This is a genomic window from Pedobacter miscanthi, from assembly GCF_032678605.1.
GTDB lineage: Bacteria > Bacteroidota > Bacteroidia > Sphingobacteriales > Sphingobacteriaceae > Pedobacter > Pedobacter miscanthi_A.
The window spans coordinates 138,819-159,036 of the sequence record NZ_JAVTSU010000009.1 but is presented as its reverse complement, the minus strand read 5'-3'; the positions used below and the strand labels follow the sequence as shown (position 1 = coordinate 159,036).

The following is a 20,218-nucleotide window of genomic DNA, read 5'->3' as shown; positions in this document are numbered from 1 at the left end:
CAAAATGCCCGGCCATGCAATGTTATTTATTAAGCGTGCTCTACGTCGTCGCTATATTCTTCTTCTACGCTTCTTAATTTAGTTTTAATAGAGCTTACCACTTTATCTTTCAGGCTTGCCAGGTTGTTAATTTCGTCAGCAGCTTTATCTTTAATAGAATCGCCTAAATCTTTTAGCGATTGGCTTAATTTGTCGCGGGTTTCATCACCTTTATCTGGTGCGAACAAAATTCCTAGTGCTGCACCTGCAGCTAATCCTGCTAAAAGCGCAACTACAACTTTTGAGTTATCATTCATAATCAATGTATTTTAAGGGTTTAACAATTATGTACAATATAAAACTACTACATTATTTTATTGTTAAGCTATATTTATAACTCACTATGTTCATTATTTGTTTTAATTCTTTCCAATCTTTCTGATGCAAGGGTACTGGTTTCGTAAATTTTAATGAGCAAAATAAAATAAGATAATAGCAGCGGACCAAAAACAAGGCCCAAAATTCCAAATAAAGGAATACCAATAATTACGCCAATTACTGTAATAATGGGATGAATGTTGCCAACTTTTTTTGCAATGATAAAACGAAGTACGTTATCGATGTTGATAATCACCACAAAACCGAAAATAAGCATGGCCCAGCCGGCAAAATTATTTCCATTGGCAATCTGCAAAATGGCAGCTGGCACAAAAACTACAGGAGGGCCTAAAACGGGGACAAAGGAAATAAATGTGGTAATAACGCCCCAAAAAATGGGATCTTTATAACCCAGCACATAAAATGAAAGACTTACCAGCGAACCTTGTACCAAACAGATTAGCCCTTGACCTAAAACATTAGCATAGGTTGTATTGCGCATTTCATCACCAAAACGTAATGCATTTTGTTCCCTGAAAGGGGCATACTTTATTAACGAAAATTCGAATTTTTTTCGTTCTATTAACATAAAATAGAGTAAAAAGTACATCACCAGTAAACTCAGTACAATATTTACAGCACTTGATATGAGCGAAGGGAAAAGCTGCGTGGCCCAGTTACCCAGGCGGTTCATGCCATCTTGAATCAATTCCTGGTTAATTTTAACCGGAACAAGATGCTGTAACTTTACTAAAAGATTTTTAAAAAATATTTCGTTGCTTCGAAGTTCTGAGATTTTACTGATAACCATGCTGCTCAGTGCATAAAACGGTAATACAATTAAAATAATGCTAATGGTGATGAGAAAAATGGCCACCAGCCTTTTATTCCAACCTTTGTTTTCGGCCAGGTGTATATAGGCTGGTCGCATAATCGTATATAACACCAGGGTGCTCAGGATGGCACTAAAAATACTTTGTAAAGAATAGGCAATTAGAATTCCAAGCGCAATAATGATAACAAGGTTAATGTTGTTACGCTGTTTATAAGAAAATACTGACATAATTTAGGATGCTTGGGATTATTCTTTAAATGCCAAATCAGCCTGTTTTGTTTTATCGATTTTAAATTTGTTGCTCCTCATTCAGGTTAATTGCCTTTATTTTGTTGTAAAGCGTTTTTCTGTCGATATTAAGTATCCTGGCTGCTTTGGCTTTATTAAAGTTAACTTCCCTTAAAATATTTAAAATAGCACTGTATTCTGCTTCTTTGGTTGTTTTTTTGAGATCCTGAGGGGGATTATCGGAGCTTTTCTTTAAGAGGGGCAGTTTTTTTTCGCGCTGCAGGTTTTTAACAGCACTAAGTTTTTCGAGCTCCAAAGGTAAAGCATCTACTTCTATCTGTTGCCGGTTGGTGAGTAAAGCCACCCGTCTGATTACATTTTTAAGTTCGCGTACATTACCCGGCCAGTTATAGCTTAAAAAACAATTTTTAACCTCCTTAGAAAAACATAAAATTTGTTTATCCAGTTCCTGGTTCGCTTCTGCAAGGAAAAAATCAGCAAAGACCATGATATCTTCACCCCTGTCTTTTAATGAAGGAACATTGATGGAAAATTCGTTAAATCGGTGGTATAAATCCTCTCTGAATGTTCCTTTTTGTATACAGTCTTCAAGATTTTCGTTGGTTGCAATAATAATCCTCACATCGAGATCAATCTCTTTGCTACTCGCTATCCTTTTAATTTTTGTTAAAAGCATTAATACCACAGGGCTGTTAATGTCCTGTAAAATTGGCTTTTCTTTTTTCAACAAACGCTGTAACACCTTCTTTAAAGTCGGCAGTTTCGAAACATTTGCCAAAAGATTCTATTTCCGTGGCATAGCCGTTATCACCATTTAAAGATGCGATTACTGATTTAATAGCCGCAGAAACAGCTAAAGGAGCGCGTTGTTTAACCATATTAAGGATTTCTTGTGCTTTGCTGATTAAATCTGCCTGTGGAACAACATGGTTTACAAGTCCGATTTTCTCAGCTTCAGCTGCTGTTACCATGTTCGCTGTTGTAATCATCTCGATCGCTTTGCCTTTTCCAACCAATTGTGTTAAGCGTTGCGTACCTCCATAGCCCGGAATTAAACCCAAAGTAACTTCCGGTAAGCCTAACTTTGCGTTATCAGTTGCAATACGAATATGGCAGGCCATTGCAAGTTCCAGTCCGCCGCCTAAAGCAAACCCGTTAATGGCCGCAATAAATGGTTTTGGCGAATTTTCTATGGCATTAAAAACATGGTCCTGCCCGTGTTTTGCTAATTCCTCCCCCTGTTTGCCACTGTAATCTGCAAATTCTTTAATATCTGCCCCCGCCACAAAGGCTTTTTCTCCTGCACCTGTTAAAATAACGCCTCTCACTTCATCGGTTTTACCCGCATAGGCAATTACATCGGCTAACTCGGCAAGGGTATCTTTATTTAATGCATTAAGAGACTTTTCGCGATTTATGGTAATGTATAAAATGTTTTCTTTTACTTCTGAGATTAAATTCTGGTATGCCATAGCTTAAAAATTTCTGTTTTCAGTAACCCAATTTTGAATATATTCTACAATGCTTGCCATTGTTGTGCCCGGAGGGAATAATTCTCCTACCCCAAGATTAGCAAGTTTTAACCGGTCGGCTTCGGGAATAATCCCACCACCGGTTAATAACACATCATCCATCTGTTTTTCTTTCATAAAATGGATAATTTTTGGAAAAACGGTCATGTGAGCACCTGAAAGAATCGAAATCCCAATGGCGTCAACATCTTCCTGAAGCGCTGTATTAACCACCATTTCGGGTGTTTGGCGCAGGCCGGTGTATATTACTTCCATGCCTGCATCGCGTAAAGAAGTTGCAATTACTTTGGCGCCTCTATCGTGGCCATCCAAACCAACTTTAGCCACCAAAACGCGTATTGGCCGATTTAATATTTTGCTCATAAATGAATATTAAGTTGACGTAAATGTATTGATTTTATTCACTAATAGCGAAATTAGATCATGGTTGATGATCAGGGCTTTTGCCTGCAAGTTGATCAGGATAATGGTGCATAGCTATTTAACAACTCGATAAAGTAATTGAAAAACATTTAATATTAACCCTATGCTAATAAACCGCTAATCATTGTATAAATACGCTCAATCTTTTTACCTTTGCATTCCTAATTTACAGGTTTTTATGAGTGAAGAGAAGTCATTGAACTTTATTGAAGAAATTGTTGAGAACGACCTAAATAGTGGTAAGTATGAAACTTTGGTTACGCGTTTTCCGCCGGAGCCTAATGGTTATCTGCACATCGGCCACGCGAAAGCAATATGCTTAAATTTCGGACTAACACAAAAATACGGCGGTTATACCAACCTGCGTTTTGATGATACGAATCCGGTAACGGAGAAAACAGAATATGTTAACAGCCAGCAGGAAGATATCAGGTGGTTAGGTTTTAACTGGAAAAATGAATTATATGCATCAGATTATTTTGATGAACTGTATGGTTTTGCCGTTACACTGATTGAAAAGGGATTGGCCTATGTGGATGAAAGTTCTGCAGATGAAATTGCGGCCTTAAAGGGTACACCTACCGAACCTGGTCAGGATAGCCCGTACCGCAACCGTACGGTTGAAGAAAATCTCGCCATTTTTACGAAAATGAAAAATGGCGAATTTGCTGATGGCGCTTATATTTTAAGGGCTAAAATCGATATGGCAAGTCCGAATATGTTAATGCGCGATCCGATTATTTACCGCATTAAACATGCAGAACATCACCGTACCGGTAACAAGTGGTGTATTTACCCAATGTACGATTTTGCCCACGGACAGAGCGATAGTATCGAAAACATCACCCATTCGATTTGTACTTTAGAATATGTTTCACACCGCGAATTGTACGACTGGTTTATCGAAAAACTGGATATTTTTCCTTCAAAACAATATGAGTTTGCCCGTTTAAACCTTACCAGTACGGTAATGAGTAAACGTAAGCTTTTACAATTGGTTAATGAAAACCTGGTAAACGGCTGGGACGATCCCCGCATGCCTACCATTTCGGGTTTGCGCAGAAGAGGATTTACACCAAAAAGTATCCGTGAGTTTTGTGAGCGTATTGGTATTGCCAAACGCGAAAATTTAATTGAGTTGAGCTTATTGGAGTTTTGTATCCGTGAGGATTTGAACAAAACGGCTAACCGCGTAATGGCAGTTTTGGACCCGATTAAATTGGTTATTACCAATTATGATAAAGGTTCAGAAGAATTAATCGGCGAAAACAATCCTGAAGCTGAAGATGGCGGTGGCACACGTGTGATCCCTTTCAGTAACGAACTTTGGATTGAGCGTGAAGATTTTATGGAAGTGCCTGCAAAAAAATGGTTCCGTTTGGCGCCTGGAGCAATGGTACGCTTAAAATTTGCTTATATCGTGAAATGCGAAGATTTTGTGAAAGATGAAAACGGAAACGTTACAGAAATTCGTTGTACTTACATTCCGGAATCAAAAAGCGGAAGCGATACCAGTGGCATTAATGTTAAAGGTACCATCCATTGGGTAAGTGCGGCACATGCTAAAACTGCAGAAATCCGTTTATATGATCGTTTATTTACTTCAGAAACACCTGATGCGGAAGAAGGCGATTTTAAAGATTATTTAAATCCTGAAAGTTTAACGGTACTACCTAATGTATATATCGAACCAGCTTTGGCCGACGCAGATTTAGATGGCCGTTATCAGTTTATCCGTAAAGGTTATTTCTGTTTGGATAAAGAATCTACTGCTGATAAATTGGTTTTCAATAGAACGGTAACATTAAAAGATACATTTAAGAAGCCGAATTAATTTTTCGCTGCTTTTTTTGCCATAGATAAACACGGATGAACACAGATTTATCCGTGTTTTTTTTAGAAAGATTAACTGAACAGGTTCATTGGTTCATTAATCATTTGTCAATTGGTCGAATATGGTCTTCTACCGTCGATTTCCGTCATTAACCGCAAAGTACGCCAAGCTGATTATTTTACGCCTAAACTTCGGACCTCGGTGCCCCCGACTTTCAGACTCTTTCCATCATTAACCGCAAAGTACGCCAAGCGGTTTCTTTTACACCTAATCTTCGGACCTCGGTCTTCCGACTTTCGGACTAAACTAAACGCCTAACTTCAGTTTTTCGATTTATCATGCTAATCGCCAAAAATCACTTTTTGCATTTTTTAACAAATGGAAAGACAGATGTTTGTTAGTTTTATAAAAAACTGATCATGAAAAACATCTTAATTGCCGCTCTCTTTCTCATCGCCTTTAAATCGTTTGCCCAAACTCCCCAGCAAGTTGAAAATGAAATTGCCTTTGCAAAGTTTTATGGGTACATCAAATATTTTTATCCTGGTGATGAGGCTACAAAAATAGATTGGGATAAATTTTCTATTTATGGCGCCAAGCATATTGAAAGCTGTAAAACAACTGCAGCCTTAAAAGACAGTTTAAATAATCTGGTTAAAAAGCTCATGCCTGGCGTTGTGGTTAAAAATATTGAAGAAAAGTATAAGTTCAATCCAAAACCATTTACCCCAAAAGATTTAACAGAGTATGAACTTATTAGCTGGCAGCATTTGGGGGTAGGATTGGTAAAAGACAAGGCCAATTTATATAAAAGTGCCAGGACTAATCGACCACAAGTATTTAAAACAGCTTTTATGGGCTATGGTACGGTATCTGTCCACACCAATGCGAAAGTGATTGCGGGTAAAACATTTGAGCTCAGTGGCAGGGCAAAGCTATCCAGTGGAAGTGGGGCTGGTCATTTTTGGTTTAAAGTAGAAAATGGGAAGGAGAAAATGGGGTTTTTCGACAATATGGACGACCGTCCTATAACCAATAAAGAATGGACTAATTTTAGCATTAAAGGTAAGATTGATGACCTGGCAGAAAATATTGGCTTTGGGGCGTATCTATCAGGATTGGGTAATTTCTTGATTGATGATCTATCCGTAAAGGTTGAAGGATATGAAATTTTTAGTGATAATTTTGAATCAGAAACCGTAAATGCTGAACCAAAATCAATCGGTTTTGCTTCACAGAATTTCTCCGATTCGAAGGGTAAGTATTCTTTTACCGTTCGTGAAGCAAATGGGAATAAGTACCTATCGCTAATGGGGCCGAAAGATGAAGAAAAAAGCGAGATCATAAATGAAGAACTGTTTCAAAAACACGCAACATTTGGCGAGTACATTGAAAAACCAATAGGAAGTGGTTTAAAAATAATTGTTCCACTTGCGTTGTATGGCACCAAAACACATACTTTTCCAGTTCCTGATTCGGTACAAACATCATCCGCATTAGCGAAGATCAATCAATCTGATTATATTTTAAATGGATCTGATTTATATTTTAGACTGGGTAATACCATTAATACCTGGAATGTTTTTCAACACTTTTTCCCTTATTTTGATGTAGCTAAAACCAATTGGGGAAACGATTTAAATCGGGCAATTAGTGATTGTTACCAAGATAAAAATGATTTGGATTATGCTAAAACGCTTAAAAAACTAACGGCTAAATTAAAGGATGGGCACATCAATGTATGGTCGACAAGCAGTAGTAAAAATCAATATTTGCCTCCAATTACATGGAAATGGCTAGAAAATAACCTGGTTGTTACAGGTGTAATGGACTCCACCTTAAAATTGAGAAAGGGCGACGTGGTGGAAAAAATAAATGGAGAAGATGTTAAAGCCTATTTTGCCAGGGTTAACAGTTATATCTCTGCAGCCACAATTGGTCTTTTAAATCATCGTGCTCAAACAGAATCGCTAATGGGAGAAAAGGATACACCTTTTAATCTTGGGCTGATTCAGGGTGAAGAAATAAAATTATCCAGAAATATGCACTCTTCAACATATTATGAACTGCTTCCAAAACAGGATACAATTAAATCGCTAGGGAACGATATTACCTATATCAGTATAAGCAATGCAAAAATGGAGGCAATTAACAATGCGTTGCCCCTACTTCAAAAAAGCAAAGCCATTATATGCGATTTAAGGGGGTATCCGGCTGATAATACGGGATTAATAGAATACCTGATGGTTAAAGATGATACTTCATCTAAATGGATGCAGATACCTCAAGTCATTTATCCCGATCGGGAGAATATTGCAGGCTATAAATTTGAAAGATGGCATCTGAAAGCAAAATCACCACATTTAAATGCCAAAATATTTTTCTTAATAGACGGTCAGGCGATCAGTTATGCCGAAAGTTATATGAGTTTCATCGAGCATTATAAATTAGCCACTATAATTGGCCAGCCAACAGCGGGTACCAATGGAGATATCAATACAATAACCTTACCTGGAGGATATAGTATGTGGTTTACAGGAATGAAAGTGTTAAAGCACGATGGTTCGCAGCACCACGGGATTGGAATAACTCCAAATATTTATGTTGAGCAAACAATACAAGGCATTAAAGAGAACCGCGACGAAATTTTAGAAAGGGCAATTGAGGAAGCATCCAAATAGGTTTGGGATTTTTCATTAGTCATGAGTTCATTGGTGGGGCGTGGCGCTCCGATAGTTTCATCCATCATTAACCGCAAAGTACGCCAAGCAGAGTGTTTTACACCTAAACTTCGGACCTCGGTCTCCCTACTTTCGGACTATTCCATCATCCCTCTTCACATTTTCCATCTTTAGTATTTCGTATAAACATTATAAAGCACTAAAATATCAACGGGCGTTAAAGCTGGCGTAATGTCACTCTGGATAAAATGGAGCTTAAAAGCCGTAATGGCTGCCGGTAGATTGGTGGTATCGTACCCTATATATTTCAAGGCCATTTCGGTATTAAAATCTGCCGGTGGGTTTTTTAACACATCATCATACCAATAGCCAAAACCTTTATCGGCCAGTTTTTTCCATGGGAAATTTTTGGGATCGTTTTTACGTTTTGGCGCAATATCGGCATGGCCGATAAAATTTGCGGTTGGGATATTGTAGGTTTTCTTTAAAGTAGCCAACAGCTTTAACAAACTATTCATCTGCGCATCAGGCCATGGATCTGTTAAGCCGTTATTGTCTAACTCAATGCCGATGGATGAAGAATTAAGGTCGGTATCTTTACCCCATTTGCTTATCCCGGCGTGGTTGGCACGGAGGTAATCGTTAACCATATGCACTACTTTACCATCGCGACTGATAACATAATGTGCACTGGTACCAGCTTTGGTCGAGAAAAATGTTTTAATGGTTTGTGCCAAACTATCTTGCGCCGTATGGTGGATCACTACAAAATTCGGTTTACGTATCCCAAAATTTACAGAACCAACCCAGCTTTGGTTTGTTGCTTCTAATGAATCGTAAAGCTGACCAACCGGAGGAGTTGTACTGATTATTTTCGAAAAATCTTTGGCCTTATCTTTATATATTTTTTCTGTTGCAGCATATTTATTGGTGCTACAGGCCGATAAAACAAGCAGAAGCGAAAAAGTAAGATTAGATGATGGTTTTGAAAATCTGGAAAATAACATGGGCATGAATTGTTAGCAAGTTGAAGTTACAAAGTTATGCGAAACTTCAGCCAATACATCAAACTTTATACAAAGCTTTCAAAATTTACTAATTTAGCGGCGATATACTTTAATATGAAGAATTTATACAAATCAACCCTGATTTTATCTGCACTGGCTATTGCGGCTGGGTCAATGTCATCTTGTACAGGCGATAACAAAACAACCGGCGAAAAGACGGTTACGGTACAAAAAGATAGCTTGACCAATTATGTTGCACAGCGTTTAGCCATTTACGAAAAAGTTAAACTCACGACCAATATCAATCAATTGAGTGTTAACGACCGTAAAATTTTGCCTTTACTGATCCAGGCGGCAGAAATTATGGATGAGTTGTATTGGAAACAGGCCTACCCACAAAGAGATAGCCTGCTGGCCACAATTAAGGATGAAAAAACACGCGATTTTCTGAATATCAATTATGGTCCCTGGGATCGGTTAAATAATGATAAACCTTTTGTTGAAGGTGTAGGCGTTAAACCAGAAGGTGCATCTTTTTATCCTTACGGAATCACAAAGGATGAGATCGAAAAATCTGATCTGGCCGATAAATTTGGTGCTTATTCTGTGGTTCAAAAGGATAGCACAGGCAAATTATCTACCGTGCCTTACCATGTTTTATTTGCCTCAGAATTACAGCGGGTGAGCTCTCTTTTAAAACAGGCCGCTTTAATTACGGAAGATGCCGGTTTGAAAAAATATTTAAACTTAAGAGCTGATGCCCTGGTAACTGATAATTTTACCGCCAGTGATTATGCCTGGCTGGATATGAAAACCAATGGGTTGGATATTATTATCGGCCCGATTGAAAATTATGAAGATAAACTCTTTAATGCCCGCACCAGTTACGAGGCTTATGTTTTAATTAAGGATAAGGAGTGGAGCAAACGTTTGGCAAAGTATGTAAAAATGCTCCCCGAATTGCAGAAAAACCTGCCTGTAGCAGCAAAATATAAGGCAGAAACCCCGGGAACGGATTCTGAGTTGAATGCTTATGATGTAGTTTATTACGCAGGGGATTGTAACGCAGGATCGAAAACCATTGCTGTTAACCTTCCAAACGATGAAAAAATTCAACAGGAAAAAGGTACCCGCCGCTCGCAGCTAAAAAATGCCATGCAGGCCAAATTTGATAAAATTTTGCTGCCGATTTCGAAAGAATTAATTGATGCAGATCAGCAGCAGTATATTAAATTTGATGCTTTTTTTGCCAATGTAATGTTTCATGAAGTGGCCCATGGTTTGGGGATTAAAAAAACCATTACAGGAAAAGGATTTGTACGTGAGGCTTTAAAAGAACAATATAGCTGGTTAGAAGAAGGTAAAGCCGATATTTTAGGTTTATACATGGTAACCGGATTACTTAAAAAAGGCGAATTAAAAGGTGACATAAAAGATTACTACACCACATTTATGGCTGGTATTTTACGTTCGGTGCGCTTCGGGGTTTCTGAAGCGCATGGAAAAGCCAATATGCAATGCTTTAATTATTTTCAGGAAAAAGGTGCTTTTGAACGTACTGCTAAAGGTACTTACAAAGTTAATTTTGAGAAATTTGCAACTGCAATGAACGATTTAAGTGCATTCATTATTACGCTTCAGGGTAATGGCGATAAAGTTGCGGTAGAAAAAGCACAGAAAGAAAAAGCAATTATCCATACCGAACTTCAATCAGATTTAGATCGCTTAACCAAAAAGAATATCCCGGTAGATGTTGTTTTCGAACAAGGTGTTGATGTATTGGGGGTAAAATAGAAGATTCTTAATCAAAAAATTAAAAGCCATAGATAGGCAAGTGTAAGCTTGCTGATCTGTGGCTTTTTTGGCTCATTTGTTCATTGGCCATTGGTTTATTAGTACCTGCAAACCGTCAACTGGGTATTGGTTGACTGTTTAAACTGGTTAATTGAGGAAGTTCATTAAAGAATATTTAGATCCGCTACTACAGGCAGATTTATAGAAAGGTCATCATCTCGACTGAAGCAACGCGTAGTGGAGAGATCTTTGGCCCGTGTTACCTAAAAGGTTAAAGATTTCTCCACTAGCTACCGATGAAGAATCGGTGAGCTTCAGTCGAAATGACGATCCGACTATATTTTCATTCCAACCCCTTTTTTTGCTGACACTAATGTCTACAATTATCAGATTCAAATAAAAATTCGTAATTGCGAGGAGGAACGACAGCCTGCCCCGACTTCGGGGAAGCAATCTTTCATGCTTGGGAGCCCTGCTATAAAGATTGCTTCATCCAATGAAAATTGCCCCGCAATGACGATCCCTTGCAGCTTGTTGCCCAAAAAATCTCTCGCTAACATTGATTTATACCATAAAATTATCCTTCAGGATTACATCACCCTTGTGAATTGTAGCACAATAGACTCCAGACTTCGGACTCCCGATTCCGGACTTTTTCAAAATCCTTGTAACCTTTTCAAAAAACGGTCGTCTTATTTATAACTAAACAATGGGGAACCTTTCGTTCCGAGCTAAACTTTAAACAAGCAAGCAAAAGTTAAAAACGCGTTTACAAGCGTTATGGAATCTTTTTGCCCAATTTTTTAAGATAATAATACCTGAAAATGAAAACATTATATAGCATATCGATTACCTTAAGTCTATTTTTAACCGCTGCGGTGGGCTTTGCGCAAACCAATCCTAAGCCTAATATCAACGGGGTAATTTTGGATGAAAATAAAAAACCTGCAGACTATGTGACCGTTGTATTGTTTAAAGCTGCCGATTCGACTGTGGTTAAAACAGCTTTTACTGATCCGAACGGCACATTTGGTTTTAATATTCCTGCTAAAGGAAGTTATTTTTATAAGGCCAGTAATATGGGTTATAAAACGCTTAAAAGTAAAACCATCATACTAACAGAAGATAACCAAAAAGTAGATTTTGGCACTGCGCAGCTTGTTGCAACTGCTCAAAATCTAAAGGAAGTGAACGTAGCCATAACCAAACCGTTAATTGAGCGTAAAATGGATAAGGTGGTGATGAACGTATCAAACAGTGCGATTATGACCGGCTCTACAGCATTAGAGGTTTTGCAAAAAGCCCCTGGCGTAACGGTAGACCAGAACGACAAAATTTCGATGATGGGTAAACAAGGCGTATTGATCCAGTTGGATGGCAAACAAACCTACATGAGTAGTGCCGACGTAGCAAACCTGCTCCGTAATATGCAAAGTTCAGAAATCGAAAGTATAGAACTGATCACCAATCCTTCTTCAAAATATGATGCGTCTGGTAATTCTGGAATCATTAATATTAAAACAAAAAAGAATAGAAACGGAGGCACTAACGGTAGTTTAACCGGAACCGCCGGATATGGTAAAAACTTTAGGGGTAATACGGGTTTAAATCTTAATCATAGAACACAAAAACTGAATCTGTTTGGTAATTACAATTATGGTAGGAACGTGAGGGAAAACCAGATTGATATTGACCGGATAGCAAATGGTACGCCCGATACGTATTTTATGCAAACAGGTGGGAGCCTTAGAAAGCAACAGAATAATAATTTCAAGGCTGGTTTAGATTATTTTATCGATAAAAATAACACCATTGGGGTATTGGTAAATGGCTATTTTAACCACGGTACGGAAGCTTCAGTAAACAATACATTAATCGGTCCGTCTTTTCAAAAAGTAGATACATTGTTGATTTCGAATACATTACAGACCAATAAGTACAACAATCTTTCTTATAATTTAAATTATAAATCGGTTTTAGATACCGCTGGTTCAGAAATTTCGGCAGATGTTGATTATTCCAGATACAGCGGAAACGATGGTTCAAACTACGATAACGATTATCTTTTTCCTAACGGTGAGCGGATTCGTCCTATTGTTTATACCAGAAATAATACACCTTCTATTATCGATATTAAAGCTTTTAAGGTTGATTATAATGTTTCGTTGAGTAAAACCGTTAAACTAGAGGCTGGTGTTAAAAGCAGCTGGGTTAAAACCGATAACGATCTTCAGGCAGAAGAATTTGTAAACAATACCTGGCGGAACGATGTACACCGCAGTAATCAGTTTATTTACGATGAAAATGTAAACGCGGCTTATACCAATTTAAATAAACAATTTAAAAATACCAGTGTGCAAATTGGTCTGCGGTTAGAGCAAACCAATTCGAAAGGAAATTTAATTACCAACAACACCGTGGTTGAGCGAAGTTACTGGGATTTCTTCCCTACGTTGTTTGTGCAACAAACCCTTTCTAAAAACAACCAGCTTGGATTCTCTTATAGCAGAAGGATAGACCGGCCAAGTTATGATGCTTTAAATCCTTTTGTGTACTATCTCGATCAATTTACTTATAGTAAAGGTAACCCTTTTTTAAATCCACAGTATACCAATAATTTAGAACTGAGTTATACCCTGATGCAAAAATATATGTTATCAGTTGGTTACAGCAGGGTTAACGATGTAATTATGGAAGTGCTTTTGCCAGATACCGCTCAAAAAGCGTTGTATCAAACCAATGCAAACCTGGCCAAAAATATCAGTTATAATGCCAACCTAAATATACCCGTGCAGGTTACCAAATGGTGGCAGATGAATAATAATTTAAATGTTTTTTACCTGAGTTTTCAGGCGCCAGACTTAGCCGGAAAGGAATTAAAAACCGGAAAAACATCTTTCCAGTTTAAAACGCAGCAAACCTTTACCATTATGAGTGGTTTTACGGCAGAACTGAACGGTAGTTACGAATCGCCACTTGATTATGGTACTTTTTCCATCAGACCGCGATACTCCATTGATGCCGGTTTGAGTAAGGCATTGTTTAATAAAAAAGCGAGTTTGAAATTTGCCTTATCAGATGTATTTAATACCTATAAAACTAATTTATCAAGCATTTTATCAGGATTAACCTATCAGGTGCGTCAAAAAAATGAAAGTCAGGTGGCCCGGATCAGTTTCACTTATCGTTTCGGTAAAAATGAAATCAAACCAGCCCGCCGCCGTTCTACAGGTACTGAGGCTGAGCAAGGAAGAATGAAGAATTAGGGGTTACAGGCTCGTCATCTCGGCCGAAGCAACGAAGTGGGGAGACCTTTGAACGAAATTATTAAAATGCAATTTACAAGATTTCTTCCCGAATTTTCAGGATCGAAATGAAGATCCGGCTATACCTGTCATCTTATCGCCATGGTCCGTGTCTCCACGGACCAATCACTTATTAATTTAAAATTTATACTCCATCACATAATCATCCATAAAATAACCTTCACCAATATCGATTTTTACCGATTCTTTAATGGTAAATCCTCCTTTTAAGTAGAAATCTTTAGCGTTATTGTGTTTGTTTACATTCAATTGTAAAGCACTTCCACCGGCATCCTTTACCTGGTTAAAAACCTCGTTGATGAGGATTTTGCCAACACCTTTGCCATGTGCTGATGGCAACACATAAAGTTTATGTAATTTGTAAATGCGTTCGTCGTGCCCAATAATAGAATAGCCTGCAAAACCATATTGCTTTTCGGCGTCTTCGGCAATCAGGAAAATGTGGCCTTCCATCAATTGTTTCAACAATTCGCCCCTGTTATACATTTTATCCAGCATGTAATCAATCTGTGCCTGTCCGATAATATCAAGATAGGTTGATGGCCAGGTTGCAGCGGCAATATCCCTGATGATTTCTAGATCTTCTTCTTTTGCTCTTCTAAGGGTAATCATATTGGTTCACTAATAAAAATGGGGTGTCCTGAGAAAGTGAATTCGACAAAACCGTCGTTTACCACCTTAAAAATTTCATCTTCATCCTGCATCAGGTTGGTTACTTCGAGGTATCGGTTGCCATGGATCAAAAATTCACTACCGGCTGGTTTCCAAACCGAAAAACCCGACTTTATAGCGTAATGTTTAGCTCTTTCGGTAAATACCACAAGATTGATTTTGTCTTCAAATCCGGCATATTTTTCTAAGTCGAACTTGCGGCTAATCACATTTACGGCAGGATATTTCTCTTCGTACAGGTAGTTAATCGCTACCATTAAAGCATCAACCGGCCCTTGGATTATTTTGGTGTTTTCCTGCGTTTCGGTTTGTGTTCCGTTTACAAGAACATCAACCTTTAAACCTAAGGATAAGATTTTATCATAGCTTTCTGCATTAACCAAAAGCGTAGGGCTCCATTCTAACAGTTGGCCCAAAAGCTCTTCGTTAAAATTTCCAAGCTCCTCTATAAATAAAGCTGGTTCTTGTTTTTCTTTTACAATATGGTGTGAAGACATACTGCGAATATAGAAAATTCACATTAAGTACGATACACAAAGAATCAGCTGCCGGTAAAATGATTACCTGTTGTATGGGTATTCGCTCACCCAATGAAATCCCCTGTTAATGAGCCTGAAATCTTTCAGGTCTTTCTTTTTAAAGCTTACCGAAACAGAATCCTTATCCTGCAAGCCAGAAATAATGAGTTTATCTTTCCCGATAAGTTTGTAGTTTAACACATATTTCAATGAATCTTTGGTGGTAGATTTCAGTACCAGTTCTTTTTTCTTCTGATCAAAAACGGTGGTAAAATTAACTGTACTATCATTCATTTTTTTAACCCTTGCATAACCCTCATAACTGATAATCATCTGTTTCCACCGGTTGCTATCGGTCGTTAATGGCGCTAGTGTTTCGCCCTTAAGCCTCATCTCCTCTACATGGTAAATACCATATAAAAATGGTTTGGGCGCTGCACTGCCGTAGGTTTTTCGTTGCCCGATTAACGAATAAAGTAAAAGAACCACTGAGGCTGTGATATACAGGTATTTTAGGCTATAGGCCAAAATGTAAATCCAGCGTTTTTTAAAGGTTGGGCGGTACATTTTATCAAGCTGTTCACTTTCATATTTAATAAAGAAACGGTATAATTTTAAAAAATGGGGTGCCAAAATAAAAAGGCTCATTACCACCAGTGCGGTAGAAAGCAGTTTTACCGGAACATCGAAAAAATAATTCATCGACATTACATGGGCGGTTGCTGCCAATGACAGTAACGCGCCGACAATTACCGTTCTGCGGAACAAGAGTAAAATGGCAGAAACTTCTACTATGCCCATAAAAATATTGTAACCTTTAGAAAAACCGAGGAAAGTCCAGGCCAGGCCCATTGGTGAGGCTTCGCCAAAAGGTTGGAGCAACCGGGTTAAGGATGGATCGGGAAATTGAAGTTTGATCACCTTTACGGCGCCATACAACAATAACGTAAAGGCGAGGTAAAACCTGACCAATACCACTAGCCAGTAATAGGCGGCGTTGTAGCTTTTACGTTTACGGTCTAAAACCGACCAAATGATACAGCCTATCACCGAAATAAGAAACATAACCAGCAATAATACCCAGTCATAAGAGGTATCGCCACTACCATTGGTATGGATGCTAAAATCGTAATTGTAATGGATAATGTGTTTGGAAAACCAGGGAATAAAATCGTGCAATACCAGGTTGGGCAACTGCAATATGCTTGACAGGACCATGAAAGCGCCATTATTGTTCAGGATGATAAAAAGCGATAACAGCAGGAAAAAAAACCTAAAGGATATTTTTTTATAAATGCTCCATGGGGAGTTGGTTTGAAGCGCGTTTTCAGACATATTGGTTTGGGTTTATCCCAAAACTAAAAATTATCCAACAGGCATCAAACTATAAAGTGTTAATTAACAGGGCTTTCTTTAACTAATAGGTAAAAATCCTGATAGGCTTCAATAAAATCATCCGCAAAATTTATGGCTCCCGAAACGGCTATTCCGTAAATTCCTGTTTGCATTAAAGCTTCTACATCATAATTTTTGATACCACCTACGGCTAGTACCGGAAGTTGGATAGCTTTGGCCTGTAATTCCTTTATGGTATGGTGGTAAGCTTCGAGATCGATAAGTGCGTAACCGTTGGGTTTGGTTTCACTCACAGCAAATGGACCATAACCCGCATAATCTGCCCCTTCGCTGGCCAGTCTGATTAAATTTTCAATGGTATCTGCAGAACCACCCAGCGTAATATCATTACCAACCAATTTGCGCAGGGCGACAAAATCGGCATCCATATCTTCGATATGAAACCCCTGGATATCTGCCTTTCCATTTAAATGAATATGATTGGTAACGATTAAAGTGCTGCCCCAATCATCACAAATTTCTGCGATGGCGTTAATCTCCTGTAAAAGTGCCTCATCCGCTTTACTCAAACAACGGTATTGGATCCATTTTGCTCCCGCTTCGCAAGCTAGCTGTGCCTGCTCAATGTGGCTTAAGTGTGGGATATCGTGTGTGATGTACTGGAACTTTTCGATATATTTCATTCTGGATCAGGATTGGTAAGATTAAAGGATTTAAGATCAGGAGGGCAATATAAACAAAATCGCCATGGAGCGTTTATCTTCCAATGGCGATTTTAATGATTTTTAGCTTTTAGCTTTATCTTTCAGCTTTCTTAAAATTTAACGTTCAAACTTAGCAAAAAGTTGGTTCCTGCTTGTGGGTAAAAAAAGTTTTCGGTAGTTCTGCTTCCTCCTAACTGATATCCATAAGTATAACCGTTGCTTTCGTATTTCTTATCGAAGATATTGTTAACCAATAAACCAAGGTTAATATTTTTAACGCCGGCAAATTTAAAATCGTAACCCAAACGGGCATTGTTTACCCAATAACCATTAATGGTTCTGTCGTTATTCTGCGTATTATCCAGGTATTGTTTGCTCACATATTTGCTCTGTAAGGCTATGGCAAAACCGCTAATCGGTTTGTACACCAATTCGCCAAAAAGAACCGCACCTGGCGAAAACGAGATATCGGTTAGGTTATAGGTGTTTACTACCTGCCCGCCGTTATCATAATCATCATAATATTCGGTAAAGTTTTTAATTTTATTCCTGCTGAATGCTGCATTGGCATTTACGATAAATTGTTTGCTAATGCTATAAGAACCATCAAGCTCTATTCCCAAACGGTAACTTTTATCCACATTCTGGCGGAAGTTTCCTCCAACATCATTTATCTTTCCGGTAACCACCAACTGGTTTTTATAGAACATGCCATAAGCATTGGCGCCTATATTAAATTGATCATCTTTAAAACGGTAGCCCAATTCTACATCATTTAAACGCTCTGGTTTAGGGGTAATGCCTACGGTTGCATCCACGTAATCATCGCGGTTAGGCTCCTTGTTGGCCACACTGAATGATGCGTAAACATTACTTTGCGGATTGATAAAATAAGTGGCGCCAAATTTCGGGTTAAAGAAATTTAAGGTTTGGTTAATGGCCAAAGTATTCAGCTTGTTTTCTGTACCGGCAATATCATAATATACACGGCGGTACTGCAGATCGGCAAATAAACTTAAAGCTTCAATGGGACTATAGTTTACCTTGCCATACACATTAAAATCAGTCTTGAAACCTTCATTATCATAGTAATGCCTGTCTATATTTCCGTTTGAAGCATATTGTGCCCAGATCACCTGCCCAAAGTGTGCGCCTTTATATTCGTTGTACGCTCCGCCCAAAGTAAAATTTAAATTCTTTTCAGGCACATAATTAAAGGCGTAGGTAACGCCATAAAAATCGTTATCTAACCAACGGCGACGGATGAGATCAGTTGTGGCAACTGGTGTACCTCCTGCAATAACTACAGGGGCTAAACCGTAATTTTTCAGGCTATCCTGTACCCTGTATTCTTCATAATAACCTTCACCTTTAGTATAATGTAAAGCGCCGTTGAAAGAAAACTGATCAGAAAACTGCCTGGCATAAATTAACTGATAGTGGTTTTGCGTATAATTATCCGTTTGGTTATTATATAAGAAACTATTATACCTCCTGCCCGAATTTAAAAGATTTGCCGCATCTTCGGTACTTAAGCCATTTCTATCAATATAAGCGTTCATTCCGGCTACATCATTTTCTAAACGCGATTGTGGGATTCCGTTCCATGATTGGTAAGTTTTCTCATTTCCAGAAAATACATTTACACGTAAAAGGTCTTTATTTCCGTGATAGGCACCAGATAAAAAGTATGATTTAAGCAAAGATGAACCGCGGTCTACATAACCATCAGAACTGATTCTTGATAAACGGCCATCAAAGCTAAAGCGGTTATTAATTAAACCCGTTCCCACCTTTACCGTATTTTTCCAGGTATTGAAACTACCATAAGTGCTGTTTACCTCTGCATAAGGTTCAGTTTCGCTGGCAGTGGTCTGGATATTCAAACTTGCACCAAATGCACCTGCGCCATTAGTAGAAGTTCCTACACCCCGTTGGATCTGTACATTATCAACAGACGAGGCAAAATCGGGCATGTTTACATAAAACGTTCCCTGGCTTTCGCTATCGTTAATCGGAATGCCATTAACCGTAACGTTAATCCTGCTGTTATCGCTTCCACGGATACGAATACCCGTGTAACCCACGCCGGCACCAGCATCAGAGTTAACCACCACCCCAGGCGTGTTCTGAAGGATAAATGGAAGGTCCTGTCCGAAATTGTTTTGCTGGATTTCTTCCTTGCTGATATTTTTATAAGTGGTAGCCGATTTATCTGTAGCACGCGTTGCACGCACAATCACCTCATCGGCCAGGAAATTTTGTGGCGACAGGCTAAAATCTAAACTTATACTCTGTTTTAACTCTACCGTTTTTTCTACCGATTTATAACCGACATAACTTACTACAATGGTATATTTCCCGTTCGATAGGTTTGTAATGGTGTAGTTTCCGTTTGCATCGCTTACTACTGCTGTTTTTTGATTCCTCAATTTAACCGTAGCACGCGGGAGAACGTTCTGGTTTTGATCTGTTATTTTTCCTGTAACCGAAATTTGTGCCGATGCAAAGAATGGCAGTATTGCAACAAGCGCTGCAAAAAGTAAATTTTTCAATGTTTTTGTTTTTAGTTAAACCCATCGGAAAAAGGGGTTTCCCCGATTTCAGTTAAACTTCCATAACTCCAATCCCTACGCCGGCATTACCCGGATCAGGTGCATTCGAGGTTGATGGCTGGAGGGTTTCAAGGTTGATGGCATTACCCTCTACCTTTTTACCTTCTACCTTTTACCTCAAAATGGGTATGATCTCAGCCTGTTTTTGTGTTATTTAAACAAGGCACCCCTAATGATGAGGCAAATGTAGAAAATATTTGGCAATTCGGGCATTCTTTGGTGGATTATGGATTAATAGTCCAAAAATTGACAGCAAAATGGAATAATTGATTGCTTTTAGGTTTTGAAAATGAGCGGTTCTGTGTGCATGGCATT

15 protein-coding genes are annotated in these 20,218 nt (G+C 38.5%); 4 read left to right on the top strand and 11 right to left on the bottom strand.

All coding sequences use genetic code 11. From position 1 onward, the window contains the following. Positions 1–29: 29 nt before the first annotated feature. From R2R28_RS14960 to R2R28_RS14940, 5 genes are all read right to left on the bottom strand, one after another. Positions 30–296 (bottom strand): YtxH domain-containing protein, encoded by a 267-nt coding sequence (locus tag R2R28_RS14960; RefSeq protein ID WP_025142262.1) that lies wholly within the window; start codon positions 294–296, stop codon positions 30–32. Positions 297–370: 74 nt separating this feature from the next. Then, a complete protein-coding gene (locus R2R28_RS14955; protein ID WP_316826490.1) occupies positions 371–1,420 on the bottom strand; it encodes an AI-2E family transporter in 1,050 nt (349 codons plus the stop codon). Between the two features lie 61 nt (positions 1,421–1,481). Then, complete coding sequence (locus tag R2R28_RS14950; protein ID WP_316826489.1) at positions 1,482–2,117, bottom strand: sigma 54-interacting transcriptional regulator; 636 nt, start codon at positions 2,115–2,117, stop codon at positions 1,482–1,484. A 16-nt stretch (positions 2,118–2,133) separates the two neighbouring features. Beyond that, entirely contained in the window at positions 2,134–2,913 is a 780-nt protein-coding gene (locus tag R2R28_RS14945; RefSeq protein WP_316826488.1) for an enoyl-CoA hydratase/isomerase family protein, read from the bottom strand. Positions 2,914–2,916: 3 nt separating this feature from the next. Then, positions 2,917–3,336: a cobalamin B12-binding domain-containing protein gene (locus tag R2R28_RS14940; RefSeq protein ID WP_025142258.1), complete on the bottom strand. Its 420-nt coding sequence runs from the start codon at positions 3,334–3,336 to the stop codon at positions 2,917–2,919. Positions 3,337–3,574: 238 nt separating this feature from the next. Between R2R28_RS14940 and R2R28_RS14935 the strand changes: the two genes are divergently transcribed. Next, positions 3,575–5,230: a glutamine--tRNA ligase/YqeY domain fusion protein gene (locus R2R28_RS14935; RefSeq protein WP_316826487.1), complete on the top strand. Its 1,656-nt coding sequence runs from the start codon at positions 3,575–3,577 to the stop codon at positions 5,228–5,230. A gap of 419 nt (positions 5,231–5,649) precedes the next feature. Continuing rightward, the gene (locus R2R28_RS14930; RefSeq protein ID WP_316826486.1) at positions 5,650–7,911 is read left to right on the top strand and encodes a S41 family peptidase; all 2,262 of its coding nucleotides are present in this window, start codon (positions 5,650–5,652) and stop codon (positions 7,909–7,911) included. A gap of 170 nt (positions 7,912–8,081) precedes the next feature. Here the strand turns inward: R2R28_RS14930 and R2R28_RS14925 are convergent, their stop codons facing one another. Then, complete coding sequence (locus R2R28_RS14925; RefSeq protein WP_316826485.1) at positions 8,082–8,918, bottom strand: N-acetylmuramoyl-L-alanine amidase; 837 nt, start codon at positions 8,916–8,918, stop codon at positions 8,082–8,084. Positions 8,919–9,032: 114 nt separating this feature from the next. Between R2R28_RS14925 and R2R28_RS14920 the strand changes: the two genes are divergently transcribed. Both R2R28_RS14920 and R2R28_RS14915 read left to right on the top strand, forming a co-directional pair. Continuing rightward, positions 9,033–10,712 carry a dipeptidyl-peptidase 3 family protein gene (locus tag R2R28_RS14920; RefSeq protein WP_316826484.1) on the top strand — a complete coding sequence of 560 codons (1,680 nt, stop codon included), beginning with the start codon at positions 9,033–9,035 and terminating at the stop codon, positions 10,710–10,712. Positions 10,713–11,536: 824 nt separating this feature from the next. Further along, a complete protein-coding gene (locus R2R28_RS14915; protein ID WP_316826483.1) occupies positions 11,537–13,978 on the top strand; it encodes an outer membrane beta-barrel protein in 2,442 nt (813 codons plus the stop codon). A 177-nt stretch (positions 13,979–14,155) separates the two neighbouring features. Here the strand turns inward: R2R28_RS14915 and R2R28_RS14910 are convergent, their stop codons facing one another. The 5 genes from R2R28_RS14910 to R2R28_RS14890 all read right to left on the bottom strand — a co-directional run bounded on the left by R2R28_RS14910 (position 14,156) and on the right by R2R28_RS14890 (position 19,843). Next, the gene (locus R2R28_RS14910) at positions 14,156–14,650 is read right to left on the bottom strand and encodes a GNAT family N-acetyltransferase (protein ID WP_316826482.1); all 495 of its coding nucleotides are present in this window, start codon (positions 14,648–14,650) and stop codon (positions 14,156–14,158) included. Further along, entirely contained in the window at positions 14,647–15,207 is a 561-nt protein-coding gene (locus tag R2R28_RS14905; RefSeq protein WP_316826481.1) for a thiamine pyrophosphokinase, read from the bottom strand. The genes R2R28_RS14910 and R2R28_RS14905 overlap by 4 nt, the downstream gene beginning before the upstream one ends. 63 nt (positions 15,208–15,270) lie before the next feature. Continuing rightward, positions 15,271–16,563: a hypothetical protein gene (locus R2R28_RS14900; protein WP_316826480.1), complete on the bottom strand. Its 1,293-nt coding sequence runs from the start codon at positions 16,561–16,563 to the stop codon at positions 15,271–15,273. A 59-nt stretch (positions 16,564–16,622) separates the two neighbouring features. Next, positions 16,623–17,267: a thiamine phosphate synthase gene (locus R2R28_RS14895; RefSeq protein WP_316826479.1), complete on the bottom strand. Its 645-nt coding sequence runs from the start codon at positions 17,265–17,267 to the stop codon at positions 16,623–16,625. Positions 17,268–17,398: 131 nt separating this feature from the next. Further along, positions 17,399–19,843: a TonB-dependent receptor gene (locus tag R2R28_RS14890; protein WP_316826478.1), complete on the bottom strand. Its 2,445-nt coding sequence runs from the start codon at positions 19,841–19,843 to the stop codon at positions 17,399–17,401. Positions 19,844–20,218 lie beyond the last annotated feature (375 nt).

Excerpts from the sequence above, each read along its gene's own strand:
- R2R28_RS14960 (WP_025142262.1), bottom strand. The coding sequence starts at position 296 with ATGAATGATAACTCAAAAGTTGTAGTTGCGCTTTTAGCAGGATTAGCT.
- R2R28_RS14955 (WP_316826490.1), bottom strand. The coding sequence starts at position 1,420 with ATGTCAGTATTTTCTTATAAACAGCGTAACAACATTAACCTTGTTATC.
- R2R28_RS14950 (WP_316826489.1), bottom strand. The coding sequence starts at position 2,117 with ATGCTTTTAACAAAAATTAAAAGGATAGCGAGTAGCAAAGAGATTGAT.
- R2R28_RS14945 (WP_316826488.1), bottom strand. The coding sequence starts at position 2,913 with ATGGCATACCAGAATTTAATCTCAGAAGTAAAAGAAAACATTTTATAC.
- R2R28_RS14940 (WP_025142258.1), bottom strand. The coding sequence starts at position 3,336 with ATGAGCAAAATATTAAATCGGCCAATACGCGTTTTGGTGGCTAAAGTT.
- R2R28_RS14935 (WP_316826487.1), top strand. The coding sequence starts at position 3,575 with ATGAGTGAAGAGAAGTCATTGAACTTTATTGAAGAAATTGTTGAGAAC.
- R2R28_RS14930 (WP_316826486.1), top strand. The coding sequence starts at position 5,650 with ATGAAAAACATCTTAATTGCCGCTCTCTTTCTCATCGCCTTTAAATCG.
- R2R28_RS14925 (WP_316826485.1), bottom strand. The coding sequence starts at position 8,918 with ATGTTATTTTCCAGATTTTCAAAACCATCATCTAATCTTACTTTTTCG.
- R2R28_RS14920 (WP_316826484.1), top strand. The coding sequence starts at position 9,033 with ATGAAGAATTTATACAAATCAACCCTGATTTTATCTGCACTGGCTATT.
- R2R28_RS14915 (WP_316826483.1), top strand. The coding sequence starts at position 11,537 with ATGAAAACATTATATAGCATATCGATTACCTTAAGTCTATTTTTAACC.
- R2R28_RS14910 (WP_316826482.1), bottom strand. The coding sequence starts at position 14,650 with ATGATTACCCTTAGAAGAGCAAAAGAAGAAGATCTAGAAATCATCAGG.
- R2R28_RS14905 (WP_316826481.1), bottom strand. The coding sequence starts at position 15,207 with ATGTCTTCACACCATATTGTAAAAGAAAAACAAGAACCAGCTTTATTT.
- R2R28_RS14900 (WP_316826480.1), bottom strand. The coding sequence starts at position 16,563 with ATGTCTGAAAACGCGCTTCAAACCAACTCCCCATGGAGCATTTATAAA.
- R2R28_RS14895 (WP_316826479.1), bottom strand. The coding sequence starts at position 17,267 with ATGAAATATATCGAAAAGTTCCAGTACATCACACACGATATCCCACAC.